Origin of the sequence: Streptomyces sp. GC420 (genome assembly GCF_009916105.1) — a bacterium.
Classification (GTDB): Bacteria; Actinomycetota; Actinomycetes; order Streptomycetales; family Streptomycetaceae; genus Streptomyces.
This window is the reverse complement of the sequence record NZ_JAAAXQ010000371.1, coordinates 1-7,619: the sequence shown is the minus strand read 5'-3', so window position 1 is coordinate 7,619 and position 7,619 is coordinate 1. Positions and strand designations below refer to the sequence as shown.

The window sequence follows — 7,619 nt, the reverse complement described above, 5'->3', positions numbered from 1 at the left end:
GGCCACCACCGCCAGAGCTTCGGCCGGATGCTGTTCTCCTCCTGACCGGGACCAGCCGGAACGAGGAACGGCCGGCCCGGACCTGTCCCAGGTACGGGCCGGCCGTTCGCGCCCGTCCGACCGACCTCTACGGGCACGGCCGGCACCGCGACACCACCCCGCACACGGCGAAGCCCCCGGTTCGGGAACCGGGGGCTTCGGGCGGTGGACGATACTGGGATTGAACCAGTGACCTCTTCCGTGTCAGGGAAGCGCTCTCCCGCTGAGCTAATCGTCCTCGGGACCACGACCCGAGGGTGTGGGCACTGCGTGCGCGATACTGGGATTGAACCAGTGACCTCTTCCGTGTCAGGGAAGCGCTCTCCCGCTGAGCTAATCGCGCGGGGAAACCGCTGATACCAGCCGGTTCCTGTGGACGATACTGGGATTGAACCAGTGACCTCTTCCGTGTCAGGGAAGCGCTCTCCCGCTGAGCTAATCGTCCTTGGAGGTGGAGACGGGATTTGAACCCGTGTAGACGGCTTTGCAGGCCGTTGCCTCGCCTCTCGGCCACTCCACCCCGTCAGTGCGGGGGTCCGGGAAAAATCCCCCACGTCGAGCGGACGACGAGATTCGAACTCGCGACCCTCACCTTGGCAAGGTGATGCTCTACCAACTGAGCCACGTCCGCCTGCCGGTCCGGGGTGCCTGCGGCGTCCCGGCGACGTGTTGAACTCTAGCGGATTCCGGGGCCAGTACAAAAACGCGTTTACGCAGCGTGCTGCGCTGTGACCGCCGACGGGTCACGGCGGGGCCGGCTCCGGTGCCCGGCACCGGCCCCCGACCTACACTCACCCACGTGCACGACCTCGCTCCTCTGGCCCGCTTCGGCGGCCTGCTCGCCTTCGACCTGCGGGATGTCACCAGCGATCCCGCGGCCCTCGACTCCGCCGGCTTCTGGGCCGTCGCGGCGGACTTCGAGGGCAGGCTGGTGTGCGCACGCTTCGGCGAGGTGCGCGAGGCGCCGGTGCCCGCCCCGGGCGCCGCCGGGAAGTGGCGCGGACCGGCCCCGGGCGACTGGTCGTCCTCGCTGGACCGCGCCGCGTACACCGCGGGGGTACGGCGGATCCGCGAGCACATCGCGGCCGGCGAGGTGTACCAGGCGAACCTCTGCCGCGTCCTGACCGCGCCCCTGCCCGATCCGTACACCGCGGACGTCGACGCCCTGACCGCCCTGCTCGCGCACGGCAACCCGGCGCCGTACGCAGGAACGATTCGGCTGCCCGGGCGCGGTGTGGAGGTAGCCACCGCCTCCCCCGAGCTCTTCCTGCGCCGGTCCGGCCGCACCGTCGAGTCGGGACCCATCAAGGGCACCGGCAGGAACGAGGCGGACCTGCTGCCCAAGGACCACGCCGAGAACGTGATGATCGTCGACCTGGTCCGCAACGACCTCGGCCGGGTCTGCACCACCGGCAGCGTCACCGTCCCCGAGCTGTGCGTCGTCGAGAAGCACCCCGGCCTCGTCCACCTGGTCTCCACCGTGCGCGGCGAACTCGACGCGAACGCCGGCTGGCCCGAGCTGCTGGCCGCCGCCTTCCCGCCCGGCTCGGTGACCGGGGCTCCCAAGTCCAGCGCCCTGCGCATCATCGAGGCGCTGGAGACGGCGCCCCGCGGCCCTTACTGTGGAGGCATCGGCTGGGTCGACGCGGACCGCGGCGCCGCGGAGCTCGCGGTCGGCATCAGGACCTTCTGGATCGACCGCACCCCCGCCACGGGTGCCGTGCTGCGCTTCGGCACCGGGGCCGGGATCACGTGGGGCTCCGACCCGGAACGCGAATGGGCGGAGACAGAACTCAAGGCGTCCCGGCTGCTGGCCGTGGCCTCGGGGGCGTACGCGCGGGACGCGGGACCCGGGGCGTACTGTGCTCACCCGGGGGATTCCTCCCGGTCAGCAGGCCGGGAGGCCGTGCCGCCCTCCGCTTCAGGATCTACCCCGAGAGGTGACACCAGGTGAAGGTCTGGCTCAACGGAGGCTTGCAGGACGTCGACTCGGCCAGGGTCTCCGTCCTCGACCACGGACTGACCGTGGGGGACGGCGTCTTCGAGACGCTCAAGGCCACGAACGGCACGGCGTTCGCGCTCACCCGGCACCTGGACCGGCTGACCCGCTCGGCCCGGGGTCTCGGCCTGCCCGACCCCGACCCGGACGAGGTGCGCCGTGCCTGCGCGGCCGTCCTGGAGGCCAACCCGATGCCGCTCGGCCGGCTCCGGGTGACCTACACCGGCGGGCTCTCGCCGCTCGGCTCCGACCGCGGCGACGACGGCCCCACCCTCGTCGTAGCCCTCGGCGGGACGACGCGGCGCCCGGACACCACCGCGGTCATCACCGTGCCGTGGACCCGCAACGAACGCGGCGCACTCGCCGGGCTGAAGACCACCTCCTACGCCGAGAACGTCGTCGCGCTCGCCCGTGCCGGCGAACAGGGCGCGTCCGAGGCGCTGTTCGCCAACACCGTCGGGCAACTCTGCGAGGGCACCGGCTCCAACGTCTTCGTCGTCCTCGACGGGGAACTGCACACGCCGCCCCTCCGCTCCGGCTGCCTGGCCGGCATCACCAGGGCCCTGGCGGTCGAGTGGACCGGCGCGCAGGAGACCGACCTGCCGATGGACGTCCTGGAACGGGCCGAGGAGATCTTCCTGACCTCGACCCTGCGCGACGTGCAGGCAGTGCACCGGGTCGACGGCCGCGAGCTGCCCGGCGCCCCCGGACCGGTGACCGCCAAGGCGATGCGCGTCTTCGAGGAACGGGCGGCCGCCGAGGTCGACCCGTGAATCCGATGACCCGAGTGGCGTGAGCGGGTAGGAACCCGGTGATGACCACCACCCTGCGGCCCGCCGAGCCGCTTCAGAACGGTCCGCGCGGGGCCCTGTCCCGCCGGTTCGACGTGTGCGTGAACAGCCGGCCGGTGGGTGCGATCCACCTCGCCACGCACGAGCGGTTCGGTTCGGCCGTCGGCCGGATCGTCTCACTGGAGATCGACGAGAGAGACCGCCGGCGCGGGCGCGGCTGTGTGGCCGCGCTCGCCGCCGAGGAAGTGCTGCGCGGCTGGGGCTGCCGCCGGGTCGAGGTGTCCGTGCCCGCCGGGGCCGCCGGGGCGCTGCGGCTGGCGACGGCCCTCGGCTACTCGGAACGCAGCCGCTTCATGTCGAAGCCGCTGCCCACCGAGCCACCGGACCTCCCCGAGGGCACCACCGGGCGGCCGATGACACCGGACGAGTTCCGAATCTGGGACACGGAGGCCAGGGGCCGGTACGCGCGGTCCATGGCAGACCTGGGCCTCACCGAGGAGGAAGCGCGTGCCAGGGCGGCGGAGGACCAGAGCGCGGTCCTGCCCGAAGGGCTCGGTACGCCCGACACCTACCTAGGGGCGCTGACCCACTCCGGCGCGGAGGCGGTGGGCACCATCTGGATCGCGCTGAACGACGTACGCATCGGCACGCCCTGCGCCTACGTCCTGGACATCGAGGTCAGGCATGCCCACCGGGGGCATGGGCACGGGAGGTCACTGATGCTGCTGGCCGAGCGGGTGGCGCTCGCGGCGGGGGAGACGCGGGTCGGCCTGAACGTCTTCGCGGGCAACGCACCGGCGGAACGGCTCTACGAATCCCTCGGCTACCGGCCGACGGCACACCACTGCTTCAAGACGCTGCTCTGAGGCGGACCAGGGCCGCCAGGGCCTGCGGGGTCGTCCGGGCCACCCGGGCCACCCGGGCCGCTCGTGCCGCCCGGGCCGTGCCGGTCGGCCCGGCACGGGCGTTGCCCGGTGTCCGCCCGGGCGACCCCGCAGGCCCCGCCCGACCGGTCAGGCCCGCTCCTGCGCACCGTCCGTCTCGGCGAGCAGCCGGTCGGCGATCTCCTCGATGCGGGCCAGCAGTCCCTCCTGGCTCTTGCCGCCGTCGAGGCGCTCACCACCGAACACGTAGGTGGGTGTCCCGGTCACGCCGATCGCCCGGCCCTCCGCCTCGTCGGCGTCGACGATCAGGATGTGCCGGCCGTCGATCAGGGCGGTGTCGAACTCCTCCGCGTCCAGGCCGAGCTCCCGCGCCACGTCGAGCAGCACCGGTTCGCCCTTCGCGGCGAGGTCCTCCGCCCGCTCGAGCACCGCTTCGGCGTATGCCCAGCCCTTCCCCTGCTCGAAGGCCTCCTCGGCCGCCTGCGCGGCGGCGAAGGAGTGCTTGTGCTTGGCGAGGGGGAAGTGCCGCAGCCGCAGCTCCAGCCGGTCGCCGTAGCGCTCGCGCAGTGCCCGCAGGTCGGCGCGCGCGGTGCGGCAGTCGGTGCACTGGAGCTCGCACCAGACGTCGAGTACGACGGCGGGGCGGGTGGAGGTCGAGTCGCTCATGTCCTCAGTCTCCCAGCCCGGCCGCCCCGGGCCGAACCGGGACCGCACGGGCCGCCCCGGACCGGTCCGCACGGCCGGGACCGCGACCTGAGGACGAGATCACCCCCGGGATGTCCCGGAGATCTCCCTGAGCGGGCCTTCGCACCGTGGCCCCGGAGGGCCCGGCCGGTGCACGATGGAGGGACAGAACCCGCGGCACGGTCGCATGCGGCCTCCCGGGGCGGCTCGGGCCTGTCCGGCGGCGGACAGCGACGCCTGCGCGGCCGTGCGGCGGTGACGAAGACGAACCCCATCGGCGGGAGGACCGGATGCTCATCGAGACCGTCTTTTCCGCGGTGTCCGCGGCCGGCCTGGGCATCGCCCTGCTGACGGCGTACCGCAAACGATTCCTCGCCGCGACCCGGATCGCGGCCTACTCGCTGATCCCGGTGGGGCTGGTCATGACGGGGGTCGTGGACTGGGTCGCCGACCTCGTCTTCAAGCCCAGCGTGTGGGCGGGTTTCGGAGTCCTGGCCCTGTCGTGGGCACTGTTCGTGACGGCCCGGACGGTGGAGCGCAGGAAGGGCCTGCCGAGCCGCAGGGAGCGCAGGGAACGGCGCAGGGCCGCCAAGGCCGCCGCGGGCGGCGCCCCCGCCACCCGGGCCGTGGGCGGGTCCTCGCCCGGCGTATCGACGCCCTCACTCGGTCCCGGCCGCGGTGCCGGCAGGCCCGCCCCCACCGCTCCCGCGGATGACTTCTCGGACATAGAGGCGATATTGAAGAAGCACGGAATCTGACGAACTCCCCTTCGAGGGGTGAGCGTTGGGTGCGTGATGCTCGCCGGGTACGTCATCATCAGGCGCGAAATGGAGCACATCACACAGGGCGAGACCCCCGCACCCGTCGCACCCGTCCCGTCCGGCGTTCCCGGCCCGCACGGCGCACCCGAAGAAGAACCGCGAGGCTGTCTCTTCGCGCTTTCCCAGCCACCGCTGATGATCTTTCTCGCGGTGATCGGCTGCCTGCTTCTGATGGCGGCCGTGCACGATCTGTTCCTGCTGTGAGCAGGTCACGGCCCCGCCCCCGGCTCGCGCGCCGTTGCCGGGCACGGCCCCGCTGCCGGCTCCCGAGCCGGCCCGCACGGCCGGCCCCTGCGCGGGCCGCGGCGGCTCGGTCAGCCCACGGCCTGGGCCCCGGCCTCCGCCTCCCGGCGCCGGGCCCGGTACGCGGCCACGTGCAGCCGGTTCCCGCAGGTCCGGCTGTCGCAGTAGCGGCGCGAACGGTTGCGCGAGAGGTCGACGAAGGTGTGCCGGCAGTCCGGTGCCTCACAGCGCCGCAGCCGCTCGCGCTCGCCGGCGACGACGAAGAAGGCGAGCGCCATTCCGCAGTCGGCCGCGAGATGGTCGGCCAGGGAAGCGCCGGGCGCGAAGTAGTGCACGTGCCAGTCGAAGCCGTCGTGGTCGGTGAGCTGCGGCGTGGTGCCCGCGGACGCCACCAGCTGGTTGATCATCTGGGCGGCGGCGCGGTCGTCGGACGCGGCGAAGACCCGCGCGAAGCGCTCCCGCACCAGCATGACGGCCTTCACGTCCTGCGGGCCGAGGGTCCCCGCCCCGCTGATGCCGTGGCGCTTCACGAACGCCTCAAGCGCCTCCACGTCCGCGAGACCGTCGGGCTGCTCGCCCTCCGGCGCGGAGTTCACCAGGTCGACCACGGCGTCGAGGGCACACCGGGTGTCATGGGTGATCAGCACGATTCGCTCCCTGGCCTGCTGCGCCGGGCGTGAGCCGCCCGGGAGGCCGACTCTAGCGGCTCGTACGTATGACTGACGCGGACGAGTCCGCGCGGACGCGTCCGGAACGCACCGGCGCCGTCGCCCACGGTGGGACCCGCGGGCACCGGCGCCGGTGATCTGCCGTATTCGATTGTCCCTTCCGTGCCGTCTCCCCGAGTCGGACGGCTACGGAGGGTGAGCGACCGGGGTCGCTCCTCAGCTCTCGGCCAGAATGTGGGACAGCTCCTGATCGAGATCGAAGTGACGGTGCTCGGTGCCGGGTGGCACCGCGGCATCGGTTCGCTTCAGGAAGGATTCCAGAGCCCTCGCCGGGGCCTCGAGCAGGGCCTCACCCTCCGGAGAGCTCAGGGCGATACAGACAACGCCCTGACCGTGGCTGCGGGACGGCCAGACACGGACGTCGCCGGTTCCCGTGGGCCGGTGCAGGCCCTCGGCGAGGAGGTCGCGGGCGAACACCCACTCGACGGTCTCCTCGGCTCCGGTGTGGAAGGTGGCATGCACGGCATAGGGATCTCCCGTGTCATACCGCAGCCCCGCGGGTACAGGCAGTGAAGACTCGCTCGACACAACGAGGCGCAGGTGCAGCTCGCAGCTCACCGTGGTGTTCATAAGCGCCAGGGCCTTTCGCTCAGTGTGCGCTCGGGGATTCGCACGTCGGCGAAATCGACATGCCACCTACGGTGCCGTTGTAAACCCCTCTGACCGTTTTGCCGCTCTTCGGTACCTCGTACGGACGAGAATCGGATCCGACTTCCGGTCCATTCCGGCGAAGTGGCACGGTCGGGTAGTTTGTCTCTCATGAACACGGGGAGTGACGAGCGCGGTGAGGTGGCCGCAGCTGTGAAGGAAGGGCCGGAAGAGGTCGGGGCCGAGGTGCCGGAGACCGGTGCCGAGGCGCCGCTCGGATCGAGGGCCCCGCAGTTCGTGCAGGCCCGGCGGACGCTGCACCTGAGCTGGCAGGTGGGCGTCTTCGTCATCGGCCTGGCGGTGGTCGGCGCCGGTGTGATGATGCTGGTGCTGCCCGGCCCGGGCTGGCTGGTGATCTTCGGTGGCATGGCGATCTGGGCCACCGAGTTCGTCTGGGCCCAGCTGGTGCTGCGCTGGACGAAGCGCAAGGTCAGCGAGGCCGCGCAGCGCGCGCTCGATCCCAGGGTCCGGCGCCGCAACATGATCCTCACGACCGTCGGGCTGGTGATCATCGGGCTGCTCGTGGGGATCTATGTGTGGAAGTTCGGGCTGACCATGCCCTGGAAGATCGACGAGTGACGCGGAGCTTCCGCGACGGGTCACGAGGGTCCGCTGACATGCGGTAATGTTTGCGGTGCGCCCGGGCGATTAGCTCAGTGGGAGAGCGCTTCGTTCACACCGAAGAGGTCACTGGTTCGAACCCAGTATCGCCCACCCCGGACCGAGGGCCCCGGAGGCTTCACGCCTCCGGGGCCCTCGGCGTTTTCCGCGCAGTGCGGTGT

Annotated in this window: 9 protein-coding genes and 6 tRNA genes; 7 read left to right on the top strand and 8 right to left on the bottom strand. The window is 71.8% G+C overall.

Annotated elements, in window-relative coordinates:
• Positions 1 to 205: 205 nt before the first annotated feature.
• From GUY61_RS31395 to GUY61_RS31375, 5 genes are all read right to left on the bottom strand, one after another.
• Positions 206 to 277, bottom strand: a tRNA-Val gene (locus GUY61_RS31395).
• A gap of 33 nt (positions 278 to 310) precedes the next feature.
• A tRNA-Val gene (locus GUY61_RS31390) sits at positions 311 to 382 on the bottom strand.
• A 30-nt stretch (positions 383 to 412) separates the two neighbouring features.
• Positions 413 to 484: transfer RNA gene (locus tag GUY61_RS31385), tRNA-Val, on the bottom strand.
• 1 nt (position 485) lies between these two features.
• Positions 486 to 559: transfer RNA gene (locus GUY61_RS31380), tRNA-Cys, on the bottom strand.
• A 38-nt stretch (positions 560 to 597) separates the two neighbouring features.
• Positions 598 to 670, bottom strand: a tRNA-Gly gene (locus tag GUY61_RS31375).
• 168 nt (positions 671 to 838) lie between these two features.
• Here GUY61_RS31375 and GUY61_RS31370 point away from each other — a divergent pair.
• From GUY61_RS31370 to GUY61_RS31360, 3 genes are read left to right on the top strand one after another with little or no spacing between them, the layout of a single operon-like run.
• Entirely contained in the window at positions 839 to 1,993 is a 1,155-nt protein-coding gene (locus tag GUY61_RS31370; protein WP_166633634.1) for a chorismate-binding protein, read from the top strand.
• Positions 1,990 to 2,811, top strand: a complete 822-nt coding sequence (locus GUY61_RS31365) for an aminotransferase class IV (RefSeq protein WP_166633633.1) — start codon at positions 1,990 to 1,992, stop codon at positions 2,809 to 2,811. Before GUY61_RS31370 ends, GUY61_RS31365 begins: the two co-directional genes overlap by 4 nt.
• A 41-nt stretch (positions 2,812 to 2,852) precedes the next feature.
• Entirely contained in the window at positions 2,853 to 3,695 is an 843-nt protein-coding gene (locus GUY61_RS31360; protein WP_208106691.1) for an N-acetyltransferase, read from the top strand.
• Positions 3,696 to 3,842: 147 nt separating this feature from the next.
• On the opposite strand, the gene GUY61_RS31355 is transcribed toward GUY61_RS31360, so the two are convergent.
• Complete coding sequence (locus GUY61_RS31355) at positions 3,843 to 4,379, bottom strand: DsbA family protein (protein ID WP_166633631.1); 537 nt, start codon at positions 4,377 to 4,379, stop codon at positions 3,843 to 3,845.
• A gap of 308 nt (positions 4,380 to 4,687) precedes the next feature.
• Here GUY61_RS31355 and GUY61_RS31350 point away from each other — a divergent pair, with 308 nt between their 5' ends.
• A complete protein-coding gene (locus GUY61_RS31350) occupies positions 4,688 to 5,155 on the top strand; it encodes a hypothetical protein (RefSeq protein ID WP_166633630.1) in 468 nt (155 codons plus the stop codon).
• Between the two features lie 69 nt (positions 5,156 to 5,224).
• On the top strand, positions 5,225 to 5,422 hold the full coding sequence (locus GUY61_RS31345; protein ID WP_166633635.1) for a hypothetical protein: 198 nt from the start codon (positions 5,225 to 5,227) through the stop codon (positions 5,420 to 5,422).
• A 110-nt stretch (positions 5,423 to 5,532) separates the two neighbouring features.
• On the opposite strand, the gene GUY61_RS31340 is transcribed toward GUY61_RS31345, so the two are convergent.
• Together GUY61_RS31340 and GUY61_RS31335 are read right to left on the bottom strand one after the other, a co-directional pair.
• Positions 5,533 to 6,108, bottom strand: a complete 576-nt coding sequence (locus GUY61_RS31340) for a CGNR zinc finger domain-containing protein (protein WP_166633629.1) — start codon at positions 6,106 to 6,108, stop codon at positions 5,533 to 5,535.
• Positions 6,109 to 6,345: 237 nt separating this feature from the next.
• Positions 6,346 to 6,759 (bottom strand): SsgA family sporulation/cell division regulator, encoded by a 414-nt coding sequence (locus tag GUY61_RS31335; RefSeq protein ID WP_166633628.1) that lies wholly within the window; start codon positions 6,757 to 6,759, stop codon positions 6,346 to 6,348.
• Between the two features lie 189 nt (positions 6,760 to 6,948).
• On the opposite strand from GUY61_RS31335, the gene GUY61_RS31330 reads away from it, so the two are divergent.
• Together GUY61_RS31330 and GUY61_RS31325 are read left to right on the top strand one after the other, a co-directional pair.
• A complete protein-coding gene (locus GUY61_RS31330; RefSeq protein WP_166633627.1) occupies positions 6,949 to 7,416 on the top strand; it encodes a TIGR02611 family protein in 468 nt (155 codons plus the stop codon).
• Between the two features lie 63 nt (positions 7,417 to 7,479).
• Positions 7,480 to 7,551 (top strand) — tRNA-Val (locus tag GUY61_RS31325).
• Positions 7,552 to 7,619: the final 68 nt, after the last annotated feature.

What these genes read in the sequence shown, in the direction of transcription:
- GUY61_RS31360 (WP_208106691.1), top strand. Translation starts at nt 2,853, where the DNA reads ATGACCACCACCCTGCGGCCCGCCGAGCCGCTTCAGAACGGTCCGCGC.
- GUY61_RS31355 (WP_166633631.1), bottom strand. Translation starts at nt 4,379, where the DNA reads ATGAGCGACTCGACCTCCACCCGCCCCGCCGTCGTACTCGACGTCTGG.
- GUY61_RS31350 (WP_166633630.1), top strand. Translation starts at nt 4,688, where the DNA reads ATGCTCATCGAGACCGTCTTTTCCGCGGTGTCCGCGGCCGGCCTGGGC.
- GUY61_RS31345 (WP_166633635.1), top strand. Translation starts at nt 5,225, where the DNA reads ATGGAGCACATCACACAGGGCGAGACCCCCGCACCCGTCGCACCCGTC.
- GUY61_RS31335 (WP_166633628.1), bottom strand. Translation starts at nt 6,759, where the DNA reads ATGAACACCACGGTGAGCTGCGAGCTGCACCTGCGCCTCGTTGTGTCG.
- GUY61_RS31330 (WP_166633627.1), top strand. Translation starts at nt 6,949, where the DNA reads ATGAACACGGGGAGTGACGAGCGCGGTGAGGTGGCCGCAGCTGTGAAG.